This is a genomic window from Zooshikella harenae, assembly GCF_018837975.1.
Lineage (GTDB): Bacteria > Pseudomonadota > Gammaproteobacteria > Pseudomonadales > Zooshikellaceae > Zooshikella > Zooshikella harenae.
The window spans coordinates 1-19,937 of the sequence record NZ_JAGSOY010000062.1 but is presented as its reverse complement, the minus strand read 5'-3'; the positions used below and the strand labels follow the sequence as shown (position 1 = coordinate 19,937).

Genomic DNA, 19,937 nt, shown 5'->3' with positions numbered 1-19,937 from the left:
CATGTTAACCGGGCTTCAATTGAGTTCTGTCGTTCGTTTTCTAAAACGGGTTTTACCCCTAAGTGTTGTAGGGGTTGGTTTATACCTTGTCGTTGTCATGTACATGCAACAGCAGCTAGCATTTGCCGGATTATTTTTAGTTGTGTTGAGTGCAGCTGCTTTTGTCTTTTGTCGGCAGGAAGCGTATACACATCGCTATGTATTTCCTGCTGTTGCAGGTATGGTTATTTTTGTCATTTTTCCTCTGTTGTACACAATAGGTATAAGTTTTACTAACTATAGTGCAAAACATTTATTGGATTTACCTAAAGCGCAGCAGTATTTCTTACAACAAACTTATAAAGTTAGCGATAAAAAATATAAATATCGTCTTTTCTTCCAGCAACAAAATACGAGTGAAAAAACAGCTGTTATTGCCTTGGTAGATGATGAATCTAATACGACATATCTAAGTTCAAACTTCTCGCTCATAGACCCCGTAAACACGACGCTACCGTTAACCTTGGTGAGTGAATTGCCTGACCAGGAACCCGCAACGATAAAAACCATTATTCAGCATAAAAAACAACTTAAAAATATCAAGTTGAGTTTACCAAATGGTCAACACTTGCAGTGGGTTGGATTTCGTCATTTTGCAGCTGTTGCACCGCTTTATCAATTAAATGACCAGCAGCAATTAATAAATCAAAAAACAGGTGATGTGCTCAGTATTGATTGGCAAACGGGGTTTTATAAAAATAATCAGGGAGTAAAATTTTCACCAGGTTTTAAAACCTATGTTGGGTGGCAAAACTATATTACTGTGTTATTCGACCCAAGTATTAGTGGACCTTTTATACAAATTTTTGTTTGGACCATTGTATTTTCATTGTGTACGGTCATTTTTACCTTGTTGGTGGGCCTTATCCTTGCCAACCTTTTACAGTGGGATCTGTTAAAAGGAAAAGGCTTTTACCGCATGATGCTGATTTTACCATATGCAGTACCTGCTTTTATTTCCATTTTAGTGTTTAAAGGGTTATTTAATCAAAATGCAGGTGAAGTGAATTATTTATTAGGTTCATTATTAGGTGTTCGTCCTGATTGGTTTAGCGATCCTTTGTTGGCTCGAACAATGATATTGATTGTCAACACTTGGTTGGGTTATCCCTATATGCTGTTGTTATGTATGGGGTTATTACAAGCTATCCCAGGAGATTTATATGAAGCCTCTGCGATTGACGGTGCATCACCATGGCGTAATCTAATCAGTATTACGTTACCTCAAATAATTAAGCCTTTAACTCCGCTATTAATCGCGTCATTTGCGTTTAATTTTAATAATTTTGTACTGATAACCTTATTAACGTCTGGGGGGCCAGACATTATTGGGGCAACGACACCTGCGGGTACTACGGATTTATTGGTGAGTTATACCTATCGATTGGCATTTCAGGATTCGGGGCAAAATTTTGGTATGGCAGCGGCTATAGCAACATTAATCTTTTTACTGGTGGGTGCGTTGGCTGTTATGCAATTGCGCCTCAGCAAGGTCAAGGTATAAGGGAGATATAACGATGGCGATGGTTCACCCTCCATCTGTTAAGTACCGAGTATGGCTGACTCATGCAGGTTTAATTGGTTTTCTTGCAATAATTATTTTTCCATTATTGATGGTGCTATCTATTTCTTTTCGTACAGGTAACTTTGCGACTGGGCATTTATTACCGGTTAATCCATCTTTGGAACACTGGTCTCTGGCGTTAGGTTTTCCTTATACTCAAGTTGATGGTACGGTTATTCAGCCACCTTTTCCCGTATTAACCTGGTTGTGGAACTCAATAAAAATTGCATTGATTTCTGCGATATTGATTTTGATGTTATCGACCACCAGTGCTTATGCATTTGCACGTATGCGTTTTCGCTTTAAAGGGATCATGCTTAAGTCCATGCTGATCTTTCAAATGTTTCCACCCGTATTATCGTTGGTTGCCATCTATGCACTGTTCGATCAATTAGGTCAACATATCAGTTGGCTGGGAATTAACTCTCATGGTGCGGTAATTACCGCTTCGTTAGGGGGGATGGCGCTGCATATTTGGACAATCAAAGGGTATTTTGAGTCTATTGATGCTTCTCTTGAAGAGGCTGCTGTTGTTGATGGTGCGACAATCTGGCAAGCATTTCGTTATATATTACTGCCTTTAAGTATTCCAATACTAGCTGTGGTATTTATTTTGGCATTTATTACCACAATTGCTGAGTATCCTATTGCCTCAGTATTATTGCTAGATGTTGACCAGCTTACGCTGGCTGTAGGGGCTCAACAGTATCTCTATGAACAAAATTATTTATGGGGCGATTTTGCTGCAGCGGCGGTACTTTCTGGTTTACCGATCACGGTGATCTTCTTATATTGTCAGAAGTGGATTATCAGTGGTCTCACGGCGGGAGGTGTTAAAGGGTAAAAATATATAGACCATCCCAACATTAATTTTAAAACAGTTGTTATTCATGAATTTGAATAAATAATCAAATAATCATTATGAATAATTTTGCCATGTTCTTGTGGTTAAAAATTAATCATTTGCTTGCGTGTAAGTCGACTATCCCGCGCTATTATGAAGAACAGAAACGACATTTTTTCGATTTGGCTTTAAGGGCACTTCTAAAAATAGTAATTTTTTTGTTAAATGAGGATGTTGCAAAAGCTCAGGAGCGAAGCAAAGACAAGACCAAAATCGGCGAATAAAGCAAATAAATGAGCATTTTAAGCTGATTTTTAACGCAGTATTTGCAAGCGCAGTAGTTTTGCGACACCCTCAATGGGGGAAAGTGACAGCTTGTTGCTTATCTCTGTTTAGTCTCGTTGAGAGACGGTCAAGGCGTTACTTGATGAGTTATGTCCCTATGTGCTCATTAAGCAGAGGGGTTGTATACCCTTCACGTATCACTTTTATATCCCTAGGGTTCAAAGGGGGACTGTAACCCTTCGTTATAGGTATATATTCTATGCCTACATTATAGTTATAAATGTGAACTGCATACTTGAATAGGCTTTAAAAAAAGACAATAAACCTTTGCAAATTTAAATTGTTTAACTGATTGCGCTATATAAAGTGACTTTTTTAGCAAAAAAAGAAGGAACACTTATGTCGTTTTCTTTCTGTCTGTATGATAATTGGCTGCTACATTAGGTAGCTAATTTTTTTCCGGGTTGATTGACTTTATTTAATCTATAGTAACTTCTTATGAATGAAGTAAGTATGCTTGTTAAAGTATTTAGATACAGTGTATCTAAATGTCGCGCATGGTTGTGGTGTGGCATTATCATTCTTAGCTGCGGCCAAAGTTGGGCTGCTGTTTATCCTCTGCCTGCCAATGGTGATAATGTTGTAGGCTATATACGCCAAGTGAGTACTGCGTATGAGGATACGTTTATGGAAATTGCTCGACGAGAAGGGTTAGGTTTTTTAACCGTTCGCGCAGCAAATCCAGATATTGATCCTTGGCTGCCTGGTGAAGGTGTTTTAGTGACACTGCCAACGCAAATGGTATTACCACCAGGTAAAAGAGAAGGGATTATTATCAACCTAGCAGAATTACGCCTTTACTATTACCCTCCCAATGAAGATGTTGTGGTTGTTTTTCCTGTAGGCATAGGCCGTCGTGGTTGGCAAACGCCAGAAGGTAAGACGAATATTATGCAAAAAATTGAAAATCCTTCTTGGACGCCACCTGCGTCGATTCGTCGGGAGCATGCCGAAAAAGGGGATATTCTTCCTGCCGTTGTCCCGGCTGGACCGGATAATCCTTTAGGGCTATTTGCATTGCGATTAGGTAACGGGGGGAGCTATTTAATTCATGGTACAAACCGAAAGTATGGTGTAGGCATGCGGGTTAGCCATGGCTGTATTCGTTTATTTCCAGATCATATCGAACAATTATTTGCTCAGGTTTCTCGTGGTACACCAGTTCGGATTATTCATGAGTCGTATAAAATTGGTCGTTTGAATGGTGAAATATATGTTGAGGCACATGAGCCGTTATCTGAGCGAGCCGATACTGTTCGTAAACCTGCGCGGTATGTTCTAAGTAACTTGTTAGACAAGATGCCTGAAGCGAGTACTGCGATTAACCGAAGTGTAGCTTTGGATGTTATTCAGCAAGAAACAGGTTTACCGCAGCGCGTTTCGATTTCTTCGGTATATGTAAAGGATTTATTTTAAGGCTTACCTTACACAAGTAATAGCTAATGTTTTCCCAAGCTGTGGGGTTTTGAAATAAATGCGCTTGTGTAGGATATGAGTTGTTTATCTTCGTCGTTAAAGACAGTTTGAGAAGGAGTGCTTAGCTGTCCTTACCCTTTCTCCAACCCCTTATTGCAAACCATTAGGGGTATCTTATCACCAGCTAAAGTTTGAGCATCATTGTTGCTGTAATTACTTGTCTGGTTAGTATTGTCAAAAATAATAATTGAGATAGCTGTTTATGAATAGAGGAAAAAGTATATTTTTCATTACATAGTATTAATGCATATTTAAAAATACAGGTTGAATTATATAAATTTATTTAAAAAAAAGGCCGCAACTGCGGCCTTTTCACATCAGTATCATAAATTATTTCATGTACTGATGGCCACTCATGCGATCTAGCTTCTCCATGATTTGATCGGCTTTTGCATCAGCGCTAGCAGCAGTTTGCTCAACGCGGCTGAGGCGATCCTTTACTTCATTAATGTCTTGCTCCAGCGCATCAACACGACTGTTAGTAGCACAACCAGCCATAATAGTTAACGCAGCAGCGACGACACCTAACTTAACGAGTTTAGCAGTCATTATGAACTCCTTATCAGTTTGTGTTGCAAAGCTTCATTTGAAGAGGGTTAAAATAACTGGTCAGGTTGTACTGATTAAACCTGCCAGGCCAGATGCCCCCAAAGGCTTACAGACCAAAGGTCTCAAGGGCAAGCCGATGTCCAAGCTAGAGTATGGACTACTTTTTTATTATCAGCCAGTATAGGACTGATTGAACTGTCTCACAAACGCTGTAAGACTTAAATATAATATCAGGCACAAAAAAATCTGCTGTGATCCAACAGACAAAAGTTTTGGGCATTAGATATAAGTACTATAAAATTTATTCCATGATTATTGTATTACAAGTGTGTTATTTTGCCTTTATCGGTTTGTAACGACTTGTTGTCTAATTGTACGAATAAATATTGCATCAATTATCTTATGCACTTTAACAAACTGCAAGTAGTGCTTCTACTTCATATAAAGCATGAATTTTGGTTAAGTGGAATTATACGAGAGAGTCGTTTGTTTTTCCAAGTCGCCGCATGTGTTGTATTTCTAGGTCTTGCCTATCAATAGGGTTTACATCTGATTAATAAATAATCTATTTGTATCTCCCTACGGCATAGTGTGTTTTATTTACAGACCAACATGGTATTGAGCTGACTGGTTCGTTTTCCTTTTTCAAAACAAGCAACACATATTATCATTGGCTACTAACGTTGGACTATATTTTTACATTGTAGTTTTTACCACATGCGATGTATTTAGAGTAATATTTGTTGATTCATGTGAACTACTTCAGTTCGTGTGCAAAGCAGCCACGAGAATATATACCCACAGTGAAGGATTTTTAGTGGGTAGTTTGGTATCCTTGGTAGTCAAGAACGCAGATAATAAACCCCTTGTATCCTAGGGGTATAAAATTGATTCCCAAAGGGTATACAACAAATAATAACTATAACGAGTAAGGATTATATAGGGGAATCATGGCCAAATTACGCTGGAATCCGGAAGAATATAGGCAGGTCAACCAGTTACAACACGAGTCTGCCCTTTTAGGGTTACATCGTTACTGTAATCTTAGTCAAAATGACCATGTATTGGATATTGGTTGTGGAGACGGTAGCTTAATTAACAAAGTTGTACAGCAGTTTGAGTTAAGCTATGTCCAAGCAGTAGACCGGTCAACAGATATGATTAGTCATGCAAAACAAAACTATGATGCTTCAGATATACGTTTTGCCGTAGCCGATGTGACAAATTTGCATGAAGTCAAAAGTCAATCAGTAGACTGGGTATTAGTGTGTAGCATACTTCACTGGGTCGGTGATTTGGATAAGGCTTTTGCTGAAATAGAACGTGTTTTAAAACCAGGAGGGCAGTGTTTTATTGTGCACTGGCCTTATAACGAAGCTATTTATCTTCCGATTAAACAACTGATGGGAGATCCTCGTTGGGAAGGGTTATCTGTTGCGTTGACAGCAATGCCTCCCAGTGCAGACCGACGTTGTTTACAAATGCTGTGTCAATATCAAGGTTTAACCGTTTCTGTATTAGAAGATCGAACCTGGTTTCCCTTTAATACCAGTCTAGATTATTTTTCACGGTTTCTCCTTGCGTTATTACCCCTCCATGAATGGCTGCCAGAAGATCAACATGCATTGTTTATTGAGCAGGTGACGGACAATGCTTTATCGATTTATGCTCGTCAAGGAGAGGGCATCGCAATTCCTATGCGATGTATTTATGCTGTTGCCCAAAAGCCAAATGCTGTGGAAGCGGCTCAGTATGAACCTGCAAAAGAAACGTTACACTCAGAACGCAGAACATATTAGTTGTTAATCAGAGGTGGATGTCAGCTTTAAAATACGTTCAGCATAGCTGTGGGTTATTTGTAATAGTATGCTTGCATCAAATGGGCGCCTGAGTTCAGCAAGCATATTGACTTTTTCTTCATAAGGTTTGTGGAGAAAAAGTAGTGGGTTTTCAAACCACTCATCGGGTAGAGCAATATCAAAACAAGAGGCTTTAACCGCATCAATAATCTGCTTGATAATACGATACGTAAACTGCGGATAAGTTTGCTGAATTTTGTGCAAGTAATAACCAAACTGGCTCAGTGTGTTTAGCTCTCCAATTTCTGTAATGGTTTCTTGGTAAAGCATTTGTAGTTGGTCGCTGAGCTTTAAGTCTGCACTTGATTGTTCTTTTTTGTCCTCGTTACTGGATGGATAACGTGGGTTTAGTCTTGTGTCCTCGCCTTTTGTCACTATATCACCCAGAGAATGATTAAGTAATTTTGTTAGGTCGGCTGAGCTTTGTACCTTATCTGTTTCCAGGTGCGTTGAGATACATTGTTTAAGTTGTGGGTTGAGGTTATCTGGGTTGTTGGAAACTAAAGCAAAAACACAATTTCCTTTAGAATGGGCTCTGATGCCACAAAGAGTATCCAGTAGTGCTGTGGTAATTTCGTGTTGGCCTGGTGCAGTTTGATGAGGGCTTTGTTTTCCGGTTAAAAAATCTGCCTGGTCTATACAGCCAATGGCAATAGTATAAGGATTGAGTACATTTTGAATAAATTGATTGGCATTGGCGGCAGATTGTCCTTGGTAAGGATGAAGGCAGTTAATATCGAGATTCTCAAAATAAAAAGGGTAGTTTGCTACTTCACAATAATGCTTAACCAACCCTGCCAGAAATTGAATTAAAGTTGTTTTACCTGAGCCAGGTATTCCTGAAAGCATAAAGTTAAAATGTACACCACCTAATGCTATAAATGGATTTAATTGCCGTTTAAAGTCATAACAAACGAGTATTTTTGCCAGTTTTTGGATTTCTTGTTTAGCCATAAAATTACCAAAAACTTCGTGAGACTGTTTAAAATTAACAGGTAGTAATTTTTTACGATAAGCCTGATGAGGTGGTAAAAAAATTGTCCAGGAGAAATCTTCCTTCGCTACATGGTAATGAGTATGAAAAAATGGGTTGTTTTGTGTTTGAGTAGGACACAATGTACTCAGCGTACCAATTAATATCTTACTTGCTTGCACAACAACATCGGTTAAGCACTGATCTGTTTTAGCATAGGAATTAATAACTTCTGCTAAATAAGCCAAAAAATGTTTTACCGAATCCAGTGGAGAATTAAGCTTCAGTTGTTTGATTGAAGGTAAACGTTGTTCAAAGTCGTATTTGGAAGAAGCAAGTTGATGCAATAGATAATGGGCTAAACAGTGCAGGGCAACGTATGATGCTTGACTATGTAGTGTCGTTAATTCATTACGCTTTTCGGGAGGTAGTAGGCTTTGTATATTTTCTTCTTGTAATTGCTTAAGCTTGGTAACCGTACTAAATTGTTCAACAAGAGCTGTTGCAATAGCCAGTCCTCGTTGTAAACAGCTGATGACATGATGCTGTTTTTCACTGGCTAATGGATTGTGAGGGGTAATGTTGGTGATGCACTGAATAAGTTTTACTTTACGTTGTTGGATGGCGTTGCCTGACGTAGTGGTGTAAGGCCATATGGGAGTGGTGGATGGGCGTTCCTGTGTATCCAACATTGAATAGTTAAATTCTGTCAATGTACCATAAACATGCTGGTAGTATGCAGTGATAGTGCTTTCTTGCAGCGCAATCAACTGGGGGTGTTCCACATTTAACTCCTAAGGTAAGAAAGAGTAAAGCTCAAACCATTGTAACATTGCACTCAGTAGCGCGTGTAAATAACAAACCCGCCCTAAAAAATTTTTGCTTTGGATATGGGTAACAGAAATTTACGTTATTTGCATGATGGTTGCAGGATTTTAATTTAATTGGAAATAGTTGACTAACTAAGCTGTGCTATAGCAGTAAATGTGCTTTGCTATCGTGACAGCCAAGCACATTTTGCTACTGATAACTAAGCGGTTGGACGACAGGTGAGTTATATGCTAGCTAAAATTGGCAGATCGAATTTAAGTAGTTTTACGTATTCTCTCATAAAAAAATGGTAAGGTGTTAATGACCATTTTCAATCTATAAATAAATCGTATAACTCATTTGTATACAAAATGGGTAAAGGTGGTACTTTAGTTGTTTTAGATGGTTATTTGCAAATCAGATTTGAGACTCATTACTGATTTTTTTAAACAAAGTGTTGATTAACAGTTACTCTGTTGGTGATTAATAAAAATCCAAGATAGATTTATTAGACTGGTATCTTAAAAATACAGTCATTAGTAGGTAAAGTAATTTTTTGTCAATACGACTTTAGTCTAAATAGATAAAATAATTATACTTACAGTGAAGGGTATAAATAATAAAAAATTACTGCTTGATGTTAGCGTCGTGTTAATTAACCTTTACTAGGTAACCCGTACGAAATAGAGCGTATCGCTTTTGGTGATGGTTTCTTGAAGCATTGTGCAGGAGGTTTCAAATCGGCTGATACCGTATATTTCTACCAGCTCCGCGCCACTCAGTTCTGATGTGTTATCCTGCTGAGACGCCATGTCCATACGATATAATTTAAATCGCATGGCTTTTAGTGTTTCTTTCAAGTCCATGAATATCTCCAAGCCGTTCATTACTAAGGCCCTGAACACTATGCATGTGTGGTACCAGATTGGCTATCTGACTGATTTTGGTATTATTGTAGCGTTAAATATTAGAATAATAACTCAAATAAAAATTATACTGTAAAAAAATACGACAAATACACTAGGCGTGTCTAGGGGGAAACACTACCCTGTCTTATTATCGAGTGCAAATAGAATAGTATTAAACAGGGTAGTGGCATTGGTTGAGGGGCTAGAAATTAAGGCTTGGCTCTTTTACTAATCGACGACAGGCTGTGCCATCCGCTCGAAATAAATGACAACGTGAGACGTCTAATCCAATGGTGTACGTTTCACCTTCGTACACTTTAGTATTACCATCAGCGCGAATCGTAATATTGTCTGACAGGCCGGGCATATCTGCATATATCAGTGTGTGATCACCTAACCGCTCAACCACATTAACATAACCATCTATAGTGACATTGGCATTATGTGGTAAAGCAAAATGTTCTGGACGAATGCCCAGAGTTGCTGTTTCGTCTGGCTGTAGTTGTGAGCCATCCACCTCAAGCGTAATGGGGCGTCCATTGGTAAGTCGGGCTGTCACCGCGGTTGGATGAACTTGTTCTATGGCGCAGGGAAAAAAATTCATTTGTGGGCTACCAATAAAACCAGCCACAAATTGATTGGCTGGATAATGGTAAAGTTCAAGTGGGCGGCCTATTTGAGAAACAAACCCAGCATCTAACACAACGATTTTATCCGCTAACGTCATAGCTTCAACTTGGTCATGCGTGACATAAATCATGGTGGCCTGCAGACGCTTATGGAGCTTGGCAATCTCAATCCGCATCTGAACTCGTAGCCCTGCATCTAAGTTGGATAGTGGCTCATCAAATAACAACACTTTGGGTTCACGAACGATAGTACGTCCTATAGCTACCCGTTGTCGTTGACCTCCTGATAGATCCTTGGGTTTTCGTTCGAGTAAAGAGGACAGTTGTAAGGTATCAGCCGCAGTTTCTACACGCTGCTTAATGGTTGATTTATTGACTTTTGCTAATTTGAGGCCAAATGCCATATTCTCTGCAACGGTCATATGGGGATAGAGTGCATAAGATTGGAATACCATACCCACAGAGCGGTCTTTTGGGGGAACATCATTCACCCGTGTGTCATCAATGAATAAATCTCCTTCACTGATATCTTCCAGGCCGGCAATCATCCGCAACAGGGTTGATTTACCACAACCAGAAGGGCCTACAAACACCACAAATTCCCCGCTTTGGATATCCAAATTAATATCTTTGGAGATTTCTGCTGCACCATAGCGTTTATAAACATTGCACAGCTTGACACTGGCCATTTTATACTCCTACTGTCGATTAATTCAGCATCATGATGAGCGTTTCAAACGCACCTAATTCAAGTGTGTTATGTTGAAGCTGACCTAGGCAGTGAGGTGCTGGTAGAACTTCGACATGAGCATCAGTGACTTTAGCTAAGGGTATTGTCACTGCTTGTTGATTTAAGTTGATAGCCACCAGCAGCTGTTGGTTTTCATGACTGCGCTGATACAACAGTACTCCTTCTGGTGCAGTGAGATAATCAATACTTCCTGTTACCAGAGCGGGTTGTGTTTTTCGCCAAGCGAGGAAGTCTCGATAGGCATTCAGAATGGAGTCAGTTTGTGTTTGTTGTTGGTCAACACTGTGCTGATAATGCTCTTGAGGTACTGGTAGCCAGGGTTTTACCTCGGAAAAGCCAGCATTATGCTGATCATGTTGCCAGGGCATAGGTGTACGACATCCGTCACGTCCCTTAAACTCTGGCCAGAAAGTGATCCCGTATGGATCTTGTAACTCTTCAAAGGCAAGTTCTGCTTCAGTAAGGCCTAACTCTTCACCTTGATAAACACAGATACTGCCACGCTGGGTGAGGAGGAAGTGCATATAGGCTTTTGCGTGTGCTGGCGTTACTTCTGTTTTACCCCAACGACTTAAAACCCGAGCAACATCATGATTACCTAAGGACCAGCAGGGCCAGCCATCGCCCAGTGCAGCTTCCATATTTTCCATGGTTGTTTGTAGAAAATCGGCACTACTTTGTTCTGTAAGCAAATCAAAGGAGTAGGCCATATGGAGTTTGTTGCCCTGAGACGTGTACATCGCCATGGTTTTTAATGAGTGATCGCAACCAATTTCACCTACGGTTGTCGTTTCAGGATAACGATCCAACAGGGCACGCAGTTTTTGTAAAAATTCAAGATTTTCAGGGCGTGTTTTATCGTAAATATGTTGTTGATAGCCATAAGGGTTATCTGGGCGAACACCAATGCTGCCATCCACAATTTTTTTGCTGGGTGGGTTGTCTCGCAGTTTATCATCATGAAAGTAAAAGTTAGCGGTATCCAGGCGAAAACCATCAACACCTCGTTTCAGCCAAAACTCCACATCATTCAGCAATTGTTGTACGACGTTTGGGTTATGAAAGTTTAAGTCTGGCTGACTGCTTAGAAAATTGTGCAGATAATACTGCCGGCGTCGGCTATCCCACGTCCAAGCTGAACCACCAAAAATAGATAACCAGTTATTAGGCGGGGAGCCATCAGCTTTAGGGTCAGCCCAAACATACCAGTCTGCTTTGCTGTTTGTTTTACTGCTACGACTTTCTTTAAACCAAGGATGTTGGTCTGATGTATGACTAAGTACTTGATCAATAATGACTTTTAGATTGTGTTGATGGGCTGCTGCAATCAGTTGATCAAAATTATCTAAGGTGCCAAAAATAGGATCAACATCGCGATAATTGCTGACATCATACCCAAAGTCTTTCATTGGAGAGGTAAAAAACGGCGACAGCCAAATAGCATCAACATTTAGGCTGGCAATATAGGGTATTTTGGCAGTGATGCCAGGCAAGTCACCAATACCATCCTGATTGGAATCCATAAAGCTGCGTGGATAAACCTGATAAATAACGGCTCCACGCCACCATTCCTGATTATGCTTCCGCATTGTAATTACCTTGCTCATCCCAAATTAATTAACAGATATCCTTATCATCAAGAATCAAGGTAACAAAAACATCCTCCCCCGGGATTTAATTTATAGGCGTAGGTGAAGGGCGTAGTCCCCCTTGTTTAATCCCCTTGAATGGTTCTTAGCATTTTATTGGCTAGGTCAATGGCTTCATGCCGGTGGTTAACATTGAGCTTTTGGTAAAGGCTACGAATATGGGTTTTGATGGTACTGGGTGCTACTTCCAGGTGTCCAGCAATTTGTTCATTACTTAAACCACTGTGAATCAGGCTTAATACCTGCCACTCACGTTTGGTTAAGGGGGTGGACTTTATTAACTCAGGGATATCGGCTTGCTGCAGAATATCGCCAATTAATGTTTCATCCAGTGTGATAGTAATTGATTTGCTTAAACTACGTTGCTGCTGGGCAAGTTTAATCAGGCGATCCGCTCGTTGAAGTTCATTTTCTGCCAGAGGGTAGTCCTGTTTAAGGGCCTTCAACATAACAATGAGCAATTTACCCATCATTAAAAAACTACTGATAAAGCCTGTTGTAGATGCCAGCTGCAGCGCTTGCTCCAGGTGTTCTAAGGCTAATTGCCGCTCATCCTTTGACCAGTATGCCTGCGCAAAGCAAATATGGTTGCGGTTTTGGTCAGTAATAAGGCGGTATTTTACCGCTTGCTGTTGTAGTGAGGTGAGTATATCAATAGCTTTAGCAGGGTGGTTAAGATAGATTGCTGCGCGAGCACGGTTTCGTGTATGACATTGGTAAAAGTGGTTAGTGGCAGGTGATAGTGGTGGGGCTGTTTGTTGCCAGCGCTCAATAGCCGACACATCCTGAGTGGCTTGCCAATAGGCGAGCAGTGTGGCATGGGCATTTGCCATCCAGTCACTGTGATAATCATCACCTTGCATTAACTGTTGTAGTTTTTGTATATAGTCAGCACAAACCGTATGTTTTCCACGAAGTAATGCAATTTTTGCCAGTAGGGCATAGCACTGTAAAAACCAGTGCTCACCTTGGGGACGCAAAATATCGATACCCATTAGGCTATTTTTTTCTGCGCCATCTAAATGATGCCATTCAAATAAAACCTGAGCCCGTACGCGGTGGATAAACTCCATGATCGGTAAATGATTAACCTGATGCTCCGTAGCAAATTGTAAGGCCTTGTCTTGAATATTAAAGGCTTTTTGCAGATAACCCTGTGCCATGGCAATTTCAGACTGCTGGCACTGCGTCCATAACGCAATTTGACTGGCTCCCCTTAGCCGGGCGAGTTGTTCCGCTTCTTCCATCATTTGTTGTGCTTTGGTCAATTGTCCCTGACAGAAGCTGGCTTCGCCTAATACAGACAACGCTACGGTTCGGATGCGTCGTCGCTCTTCTGGTAAATTAGCCAATGCATCCTGGGCAAGCATTTGTGCTTCTTTAATTTGTCCTAAATTCATCGCCAGTTGGGCGCGAATGGTGTTGAATTCGCATTGTATTTCCTGCCACTGGGCTTGTGGCATTTGTTGAGGTAGCTGCTGTTCTGCTTGTACCAGTAAATTTTCAACCTCATCATACTGGTAGAGGTTCTGGGCAACCCAGGCCGCTAACATGGTGAGTTCTGCATTTGTAGCCAATTGTGCAGAGGGAATGCTGTTTAAGGCTTGTTGAAGAATACGACACTGGCCTTGCTGATAAAAAGACCAACCATGTTTAAGCAGGATGTTGGCGAGTGCACTATGGCTTTCTCCTGCAATGGCATGAGTGAGGGCTTCATGAATATATCCTAACTGTTGCCAGCCAGCACAGGCACGCTGATGCAATTCTTGGGTTTGACCAGGATAGTGTTTACTTAATTGATGACGAAGAAATGTTGAAAATAAGGGGTGATAGCGATACCAGTGACGCTGACAGTCAAGCGGGGTAATAAATAGACCTAGTTGTTCTACTTGTTCCAGCATGGCTTGGCCATTCTCGACCCCTGTGACTGTTTTCACTAAATAGTCATTCATACTGTCAAGCACACTACTGAAGTACAGAAATTGTTTTACTTCAGGTGAAACCTGGGTCAAAACCTCTTCAGCCAGATAATCAAGTAAATAAGTATGCCCTTTAACCACTTCGTTGGACCAGGATTCAAAACTATCTATATCGGGTGTTGATAGCAGGGCTATTAGCTGTAAAACCGCAGGCCAGCCTTCAATTTGTTGCAATAGGGGGGTGAGATGAGTCGATGTCAGTGAAAAAGGCAAGCGATCTGCAAAAAACTGACGAGCATCATCTGTATCAAATGCAAGTTGTTCTGGGGCTATTTCTAACAATTGATCATGAAGCCTCAAATTAGCGAGACCCAGTGGCGGTAAGCTACGAGAGTTGATTGCAATATGTAAAAACTCAGGCTTATGTTTAATTAAAAAGCGAATACTTTGATGAATTGCTTCATTTTCAATCGAGTGGTAATCATCAAGTACTAATAATACGGGCGTTTGGGTATTGGCCAACTCCATAAGTAACTGTGAAATATGGCTCTCTAAGTGAATGGGGTTAGCAGTAAGTACTTGCTCAAGTGACTGGGGGCAACACCGTGTTGCTTGCTGAATGCTAGCGGTGAGATAAGCGATAAAACGGACGGGTTCATTGTCTGCTGGGTCGATACTGAACCACGCAACAGGATGGTCGAGCTGGCTGATCCAGTCTAAGCTCAGGGAGGTTTTGCCATAGCCTGCAGGGCCGTGAATCAAGGTAAGTTGGTGAGTTGAGTAGTCTGCCAGTCTGTTCGCTAAGCGGGGTCGATGGGTGAGTTTTGAAGGTCGGTTGGGTACTGATATCTTGGATGGGATGAGTACCAGTTGGCCTGAGCCAGACTCCACTGTTTTGGCTAAATGCGCAGATGCCATAGTCACTGCCTGTAAACTGCTTTTGTTTAGTTGTTTTTCTTTATTGGCGTATTTATACCCCTAAGTTTGGGTATATGTATTATTATTTTTGCCCCTGGTTTACCAGCGATCTGCGGTCTGTTGATTAGCAGATTGCGAACCAACAGTACCAAGCCAAAGGTACTGGTGCAAGGTTGTAATATTAGTTAGGGCCTGTTAACACTATTTGAATAACCACTGCCGTAGACTATTTTTTCGCCTAGCAAGGCACGAGGAATGTCGTGTAGTCATTCTACATAAATGACTTGTAACACCGTTAGGTGGAAAAATAATCACGGCCCGAAGGGTCATAACAGTGATATTCAAATAGTGTTAACAGGCCCTCAATAACAAAAGACAAAAACCCGCAATAGCGGGTTTTTGTCGATACAACTGACCTCAGTAGCGATGTTAAGAGGTTGCTGCATCTGTAGCTATGATTTGATTGGCCGCTTTTTGGAATGACTCAATTTCATTGAAGTTCATATAGCGGTAGATATCACTGGCCATGCTGTTAATGTTTTTAGCGTAGGTCATATACTCATCAACTGTAGGTAGCTTACCTACAATTGATGCTACGGCTGCTAACTCAGCACTGGCAAGATACACATTGGCACCATCGCCCAACCGGTTGGGGAAGTTACGAGTAGAGGTAGAAACTACTGTTGCCCCTGCTGCAACCCGTGCTTGGTTACCCATACACAATGAACAGCCAGGCATTTCAGTACGTGCACCCGCACGGCCATACACATTGTAGAAGCCTTCTTCCATTAATTGATGCTCATCCATTTTCGTTGGCGGGGCGATCCATAGCCGTGTGGCAATAGGTGAAGAAAGCTGATCAAGCAAACGGCCCGCTGCCCGGTAATGGCCAATGTTAGTCATACAAGAGCCAATAAAGACCTCATCAATCTTATCACCCGCAACTTCAGACAGTGGCTTGATGTCATCGGGATCATTAGGGCAAGCCAGTAAAGGCTCTTTGACCTCATTGAGATCAATTTCAATAACAGCGGCATACTCTGCATCTTGATCAGCATTCATCAGCTGCGGATTCGCCAGCCAGGCTTCCATCGCTTGGGCACGGCGCTCCAGAGTACGGGCATCACCATAGCCTTCACTGATCATCCAACGTAACAGTGTTATGTTAGAGGTGAGGTATTCAATAATAGGTTCTTTATCAAGCTTGATGGTACAACCTGCGGCGGAACGTTCTGCTGAAGCATCCGATAGTTCAAAAGCTTGCTCTGCTTTCAGGTGAGGTAAGCCTTCTATCTCCAAAATCCGTCCAGAGAAGATATTCTTTTTATTGGTTTTGGCAACAGTGAGCAGACCTTGTTGAATAGCTGCATAAGGAATCGCATTGACCAGGTCACGTAAGGTAATGCCAGGTTGCATTTCACCTTTAAACCTCACCAGTACAGATTCTGGCATATCCAGCGGCATCACCCCAGTTGCAGCGGCAAAGGCTACCAGGCCTGAACCGGCGGGGAATGAAATACCAATGGGGAAGCGAGTATGTGAGTCACCACCGGTACCAACAGTATCTGGCAGTAACATTCGGTTTAGCCAGGAGTGGATGATGCCATCTCCAGGTTGTAATGAAACACCAGCACGGTTACGAATAAAGTCAGGCAGGGTGTGTTGGGTTTCGATATCCACCGGTTTTGGATAAGCAGCAGTATGACAGAAAGACTGCATCACTAAATCGGCAGAGAAGCCCAGACATGCCAGGTCTTTAAGCTCATCACGGGTCATGGGGCCGGTAGTATCTTGTGAGCCAACAGTGGTCATTTTAGGTTCACAGTATTGACCTGGTCGAACGCCTTCAACCCCACAGGCTTGCCCCACCATTTTTTGAGCCAGGGTAAAGCCTTTTGTTGAGCTTTGAGGTACGACAGGGCGTCTGAAAACTTTTGATGGTTCTAGTCCAAGTGTCTCCCGGGCACGGTCAGTAAGGCCTCGACCGATAATCAAGGGGATTCGGCCACCAGCACGTACTTCATCCAGAATGACATCGTTCTTCAATTTGAATTCGGCCAGTACATTATCAGTACCATGGGCTTTGATAACCCCTTCATAAGGGTAGATATCAATAATATCGCCCATGTTAAGGCTACTGACATCACACTCGATGGGTAAAGCGCCAGCGTCTTCCATCGTATTGAAGAAGATAGGTGCAATTTTTCCACCCAGGACAACGCCACCTGCACGCTTATTAGGAACATGAGGGATATCATCGCCAATATACCAAAGCACTGAGTTAGTGGCTGATTTACGAGATGAGCCTGTTCCTACTACATCACCCACAAAGGCAACAGGGTGACCTTTCTCTTTTAATTCAGCAATTTGCTCTGCGGCGTTAGTGATGCCTTCACGAGGCATTTTATACATAGCTTTGGCATGTAGTGGGATATCAGGGCGAGACCAAGCATCAGGTGCTGGAGATAAGTCATCGGTGTTGGTTTCATCAGTGACTTTAAAAACAGTTAAGGTGATTTTTTCTGGTAACTCTTTTCGAGCTGTGAACCATTCAGCATTAGCCCAGGATTCCATAATGCGTTTAGCATGGTCATTACCCGCATCTGCTTTTTCAGCCACATCATGAAATGCATCAAACATCAGTAATGTATGAGATAGCTCATCAGCGGCAAGGCTAGCCAGCTGATCGTTATCCAACAGTTCAATCAAGGTCGCGATATTATAGCCACCCAGCATAGTGCCAAGTAATTTTGTGGCTTGCTCTTTGGAGATAAGCGGTGAGTTTGCTTCACCTTTTACGATGGCAGATAAAAAAGCCGCTTTAACGTAGGCCGCCTCATCAACTCCAGGCGGAATACGCTCAACTAAGAGTTCAAGCAGATACTCTTCTTCGCCAGCAGGGGGAGACTTGAGCAGTTCGACTAAGCCTGCTGTTTGTTCTGCATTAAGTGGTTTTGGGGGAATGCCTTCTGCGGTGCGTTCTTCAACATGTTTGCGATAGGCTTCTAACACGATTCTTACCCTCATCAGTGTGCTTCCTGCCGGGTTATTATCTCGCGCTGGTGATGATGCTCATCAGAGAATTAGGTGGGCCTTTAGGGCTTGAACTCGCAAGCGCTTATGGGGTATTTGGCAGGTAAATAAATAGCAATTTAGGAACCCCACTTGGTTACGAAAGTATAACGAACTAAGGGAAAATTGTTAAGTAAGTCGGTGACTTACCTCATTAATTCCCATTATTCATGAAAAAAATGTTACAAACTGTCGTATTGTTATAAGCCAGTTGCAGTGGGCCAATTAATGGTAGGTTTAAAATATGCCGTGTTTTTAATTATACCTTTATTGTAGGCATAATTAAAAACACGGCATATTTAGTGAAGAAACGTATAGCTTTACATGTTCTATCTATATAACTTGCTCTATGTTTATTTATGGCTTAGTGCTGCTTCCAATGTTTCCATCACATGCGTTGGCTTCAGTGTGAGAATATCAGCGTCCAGGCTATCAATAATTTGCTCTGCAGTATTACCAATAATAGCCCCTTTCAGCCCACTACGTGCCACAGTACCAATGACGACGAGAGGTGCATCTAGCTTTTTGGCAATATGGGGAATATAGCTTGAAGCCGGGCCTTCTTCGACATGAATATGGTCTGCAGGGATATGATATTTTTCAGCAAATCCTAAACAGACTTCCAAATACTTTTTCTGTAAAGCATCTTGTAATTGATAGACCGGATCAGGTGATGACAGCATAGGTGCAGGGTGTGCTGAAGCCAGGTGACATTCACCATCAGCTAGTCCTGCAATATCCCGAGCATGGCTGATAATGACATCATTTAATATTTGATGGTCACCATCGTTTGGATCAGCATCGACTGCCGCTAAAATATTACCATTTTCCCAAGGCTTATCATTCTTGACTAATAATATGCCCGCTGGACACTGTCGCAGTAATTTCCAATCGCTGGGTGTAAAAACAACTTTACTCAGCTCACTTTCTTCTCGCGCATCTTTAATGACCAGCTCACACTGCTCGGCTTGCTGGACCTTGATAATTGTTTCATGAAGACTGTGATACCAATGAATATGCTTCGTAACCGATAGTCCTTGCGCTCGAATTGGCTCACACCAGTCACTGAGTACAGCATGGGTTTCTTCATCAGGATGTGGATTACAACAAAGGATATGAAGTTGGGAGCCTGTCACATGTGCAATCGCACAGGCACGGTTAAGTGCAGTATGTTCAGGCTTGCGGGTATCAACAACTACCAGCAGTTTACGTATTGCTTGCATGGTGCTTTTCCCTATTCATGAGCATTCGGGGTTAGACCGTTGTTACTCACAACGAGATGGTTGCCCTAGATTTATGCGTATTATTGAATGTTCAATTTAGCGCATAGAGGTTAACAGCCATTTGATGACGGTTTAATACTCGACAAGAGTAGGATAAATGTAGTCTAAGATTAGTTTTCAAACAACTGTTTGATGCGTGTCAAGCTTACGCACAAAGACTTTTTTAGGTTGTGTCGCAAACTTTCACCTCTCGTGATAGCCTTTCCCGTTCCTACTAACGCTATGGTTATTTTGTAGTCACTATGAGTTATGATCAACGCTTCAAAGGGTGTCACTTTCCCAAATGGCAACTTTCCCAAATGTGTTGTACTGCAAGCGGTGTATTACTACCTTCGGTTTGCTCTGAGTT

The 19,937-nt window shown here is 41.6% G+C and carries 13 protein-coding genes; 5 read left to right on the top strand and 8 right to left on the bottom strand.

What is annotated here, in order from left to right; genetic code table 11:
* The first annotated feature begins 1 nt into the window (after position 1).
* The 3 genes from malF (at position 2) to KCG35_RS18850 (ending at position 4,208) form a co-directional block, all read left to right on the top strand.
* The gene (gene malF / locus KCG35_RS18860) at positions 2–1,543 is read left to right on the top strand and encodes a maltose ABC transporter permease MalF (protein ID WP_215821408.1); all 1,542 of its coding nucleotides are present in this window, start codon (positions 2–4) and stop codon (positions 1,541–1,543) included.
* 13 nt (positions 1,544–1,556) lie between these two features.
* Positions 1,557–2,447, top strand: coding sequence for a maltose ABC transporter permease MalG (malG, locus tag KCG35_RS18855; protein WP_215821406.1), 891 nt, complete (start codon positions 1,557–1,559; stop codon positions 2,445–2,447).
* Between the two features lie 783 nt (positions 2,448–3,230).
* On the top strand, positions 3,231–4,208 hold the full coding sequence (locus tag KCG35_RS18850; protein WP_215821404.1) for a L,D-transpeptidase family protein: 978 nt from the start codon (positions 3,231–3,233) through the stop codon (positions 4,206–4,208).
* Between the two features lie 390 nt (positions 4,209–4,598).
* Here the strand turns inward: KCG35_RS18850 and KCG35_RS18845 are convergent, their stop codons facing one another.
* A complete protein-coding gene (locus tag KCG35_RS18845) occupies positions 4,599–4,817 on the bottom strand; it encodes an Lpp/OprI family alanine-zipper lipoprotein (protein WP_215821402.1) in 219 nt (72 codons plus the stop codon).
* 1 nt (position 4,818) lies between these two features.
* Between KCG35_RS18845 and KCG35_RS18840 the strand changes: the two genes are divergently transcribed.
* On the top strand, positions 4,819–5,001 hold the full coding sequence (locus tag KCG35_RS18840; RefSeq protein ID WP_215821401.1) for a hypothetical protein: 183 nt from the start codon (positions 4,819–4,821) through the stop codon (positions 4,999–5,001).
* A gap of 766 nt (positions 5,002–5,767) precedes the next feature.
* Positions 5,768–6,616, top strand: coding sequence for a class I SAM-dependent methyltransferase (locus tag KCG35_RS18835; RefSeq protein ID WP_215821399.1), 849 nt, complete (start codon positions 5,768–5,770; stop codon positions 6,614–6,616).
* Positions 6,617–6,619: 3 nt separating this feature from the next.
* Here KCG35_RS18835 and KCG35_RS26970 read toward each other — a convergent pair whose 3' ends face one another.
* The 7 genes from KCG35_RS26970 to KCG35_RS18800 all read right to left on the bottom strand — a co-directional run bounded on the left by KCG35_RS26970 (position 6,620) and on the right by KCG35_RS18800 (position 19,528).
* Complete coding sequence (locus tag KCG35_RS26970) at positions 6,620–8,434, bottom strand: AAA family ATPase (protein ID WP_215821397.1); 1,815 nt, start codon at positions 8,432–8,434, stop codon at positions 6,620–6,622.
* A gap of 690 nt (positions 8,435–9,124) precedes the next feature.
* On the bottom strand, positions 9,125–9,325 hold the full coding sequence (locus KCG35_RS18825) for a hypothetical protein (protein WP_215821395.1): 201 nt from the start codon (positions 9,323–9,325) through the stop codon (positions 9,125–9,127).
* 244 nt (positions 9,326–9,569) lie between these two features.
* Positions 9,570–10,685 (bottom strand): maltose/maltodextrin ABC transporter ATP-binding protein MalK, encoded by a 1,116-nt coding sequence (malK, locus tag KCG35_RS18820; protein WP_215821393.1) that lies wholly within the window; start codon positions 10,683–10,685, stop codon positions 9,570–9,572.
* Positions 10,686–10,704: 19 nt separating this feature from the next.
* Positions 10,705–12,336 (bottom strand): alpha-glucosidase, encoded by a 1,632-nt coding sequence (locus tag KCG35_RS18815; RefSeq protein WP_215821391.1) that lies wholly within the window; start codon positions 12,334–12,336, stop codon positions 10,705–10,707.
* Between the two features lie 125 nt (positions 12,337–12,461).
* The gene (gene malT, locus KCG35_RS18810; protein WP_215821389.1) at positions 12,462–15,233 is read right to left on the bottom strand and encodes an HTH-type transcriptional regulator MalT; all 2,772 of its coding nucleotides are present in this window, start codon (positions 15,231–15,233) and stop codon (positions 12,462–12,464) included.
* Positions 15,234–15,662: 429 nt separating this feature from the next.
* Positions 15,663–18,245, bottom strand: a complete 2,583-nt coding sequence (gene acnB, locus KCG35_RS18805; protein ID WP_215821421.1) for a bifunctional aconitate hydratase 2/2-methylisocitrate dehydratase — start codon at positions 18,243–18,245, stop codon at positions 15,663–15,665.
* Between the two features lie 413 nt (positions 18,246–18,658).
* Positions 18,659–19,528 carry a universal stress protein gene (locus KCG35_RS18800; protein ID WP_215821387.1) on the bottom strand — a complete coding sequence of 290 codons (870 nt, stop codon included), beginning with the start codon at positions 19,526–19,528 and terminating at the stop codon, positions 18,659–18,661.
* Positions 19,529–19,937 lie beyond the last annotated feature (409 nt).

Bases quoted from the DNA above. Each gene is read 5' to 3' on its own strand.
- malT (WP_215821389.1), bottom strand. From the start codon at position 15,233: ATGGCATCTGCGCATTTAGCCAAAACAGTGGAGTCTGGCTCAGGCCAA.
- KCG35_RS18815 (WP_215821391.1), bottom strand. From the start codon at position 12,336: ATGCGGAAGCATAATCAGGAATGGTGGCGTGGAGCCGTTATTTATCAG.
- KCG35_RS18850 (WP_215821404.1), top strand. From the start codon at position 3,231: ATGAATGAAGTAAGTATGCTTGTTAAAGTATTTAGATACAGTGTATCT.
- malK (WP_215821393.1), bottom strand. From the start codon at position 10,685: ATGGCCAGTGTCAAGCTGTGCAATGTTTATAAACGCTATGGTGCAGCA.
- KCG35_RS18845 (WP_215821402.1), bottom strand. From the start codon at position 4,817: ATGACTGCTAAACTCGTTAAGTTAGGTGTCGTCGCTGCTGCGTTAACT.
- malF (WP_215821408.1), top strand. From the start codon at position 2: ATGTTAACCGGGCTTCAATTGAGTTCTGTCGTTCGTTTTCTAAAACGG.
- KCG35_RS18825 (WP_215821395.1), bottom strand. From the start codon at position 9,325: ATGGACTTGAAAGAAACACTAAAAGCCATGCGATTTAAATTATATCGT.
- malG (WP_215821406.1), top strand. From the start codon at position 1,557: ATGGCGATGGTTCACCCTCCATCTGTTAAGTACCGAGTATGGCTGACT.
- KCG35_RS18840 (WP_215821401.1), top strand. From the start codon at position 4,819: ATGAACTCCTTATCAGTTTGTGTTGCAAAGCTTCATTTGAAGAGGGTT.
- KCG35_RS18800 (WP_215821387.1), bottom strand. From the start codon at position 19,528: ATGCAAGCAATACGTAAACTGCTGGTAGTTGTTGATACCCGCAAGCCT.
- KCG35_RS18835 (WP_215821399.1), top strand. From the start codon at position 5,768: ATGGCCAAATTACGCTGGAATCCGGAAGAATATAGGCAGGTCAACCAG.